3 protein-coding genes are annotated in these 1,811 nt (G+C 43.2%); all 3 read right to left on the reverse strand.

What is annotated here, in order from left to right:
• Positions 1 to 631, reverse strand: a 631-nt coding sequence (locus JF818_RS01205; RefSeq protein ID WP_198890172.1) for an ABC transporter permease subunit, incomplete at its 3' end; no start/stop codon positions are given.
• Positions 632 to 641: 10 nt separating this feature from the next.
• Positions 642 to 1,523: an ABC transporter ATP-binding protein gene (locus JF818_RS01210; protein ID WP_198890173.1), complete on the reverse strand. Its 882-nt coding sequence runs from the start codon at positions 1,521 to 1,523 to the stop codon at positions 642 to 644.
• Positions 1,508 to 1,811 (reverse strand): hypothetical protein (locus JF818_RS01215; protein WP_198890174.1); only part of this gene is annotated, 304 nt, incomplete at its 5' end. The genes JF818_RS01210 and JF818_RS01215, both read right to left, overlap by 16 nt.

Genomic DNA, 1,811 nt, shown 5'->3' on the forward strand with positions numbered 1-1,811 from the left:
TGGCAAATGTTCCAATCACTACGGTAATGAACACCACTGTTACAGCTAGAAGCAACGGGTGTCGATTTCTCGGCCAAACCACCCCTATGCAAATTCCCAAAGCCAGATACAAAGTCTCAAGCAAAACCAAGGAGAACGAGAGGAGAAAATACAAAGAGAAATCAAATCCTTCAGGTATATTTGCTTCAAGTGCAAAATAGGATGCTATTACATACACAAAACCAACGCTGAGAACTGAGACAATCGCTGCAGCTAGTTTCTCCAGATATACACGACCTCGACTATCGATCTTTGTGTAGATGAAGTCGGTTGACCTCCCGGTAAAATCCTTCGTAATTACAGAAAGTCCCACATGCATGGCCAATACAGCGGCTGCGAGGCTGAAGAACCACCCAGTTATAAATCCGTACAGTCCAATGGGCTTTGACAAGAATTCGGCACTCATACCCACCGCTTGTAAAAATTCGTTTCCCGATACCATCTGTTCCAATTGGGTTCCTGAGTTTGCACCAACACTTCTGCCGATACTTGCAAAGACTGGCATCAGAAGAAAAATCAGTACCACCATCGCAATTGACCACGCTACAGCAAGATTACGCATTTGTCGTAATTCATATTTGAAAATGATCATCTTCAACCTCCTACCGGTAATAGTGGAGCAAAATCTCCTCAAGCACCGGTTCTTGGATGAAGACATCCTGAAGGTGCAAAGAACCCAGCCTCTCCAATAATTCAACAACTTCACCACGATAGATGAAAGAAGCCTCATTATCGTGAATTTGTAGGTCGGCAACACCGTGAAAATTTAATAGTTCCTCGTTAAGTTCGCCATCGCTCGCAAGAGAAACCTTTTTATATCCGTTCCTTCTGAGATCATAGATACTTGGAATATCTATGACTTTCCCCTCTTTTATGATGGCAACCCTGTCACAGATTTTCTGAACCTCGCTCAGGACATGAGTGGAAAACAATATAGTAACACCTCGTTGTTTCTCTTCTGTGAGCATCTCGAAAAAAGTTTGTTGTACAAGGGGGTCCAAACCGCTGGTCGGTTCATCGAGTATCAGTAACTTGGGCGAGTGCAACATCGCCGCCACAATACCAACTTTTTTCTTATTCCCTAAAGAAAGATTTTCGATTCTTCTGTTCAAGTCGAGTTCGAGCCGTTCCGATAATTCCTTAATTCTCGGGTTATTTTTCTTTCCATAGAGCTCAGATGCATACCCAAGAAATTCACGAACTCGCATCCGCTCGTAGAAGCTCGACTCGCCTGCGAGATATCCGATGTTATGAGCAATCTCCGGAGCATACTCAATGCAATCTTTGCCAAAGATTTTTGCACTTCCCGAGGAAGGTCGTATAAGAGCCATCAATGTACGGATTGTAGTGGATTTGCCGGCACCATTGGGACCAATGAACCCAAAGACCTCTCCCTCGTTAACCGAAAAGCTGACATCTTCTATTCCCCTATCCTTACCATAATATTTGGCAAGGGATTCTATCTCTATCACTGCTTTTCCCATTGAAATTCCTCCTTGTATAACACTCTTTTCAATAGCCTAAGAACTTCTGCAAATTGGTCTTTCGCCTTCTGTAAATCAGATCCATGATCAAATGAAGTACTTCTTGAGAATCCTTCTGCCATCCATACAAACATCCGTAACACCACTACAGGATCAACTTCTTCTTTGAATTTGGAAAGATCAACTTCCGAGAACGCATAGTGGCTCTGGAAGGACGATGCATGTTCTTTGTATTTATGCAACTCTTGAGTAATCTCAGGATCAGCTTCGGAGAGCATAGTCCTAAGG

This window comes from Sphaerochaeta sp. S2, assembly GCF_016406725.1.
Classification (GTDB): Bacteria; Spirochaetota; Spirochaetia; order Sphaerochaetales; family Sphaerochaetaceae; genus Sphaerochaeta.

Bases quoted from the DNA above. Each gene is read 5' to 3' on its own strand.
- JF818_RS01210 (WP_198890173.1), bottom strand. From the start codon at position 1,523: ATGGGAAAAGCAGTGATAGAGATAGAATCCCTTGCCAAATATTATGGT.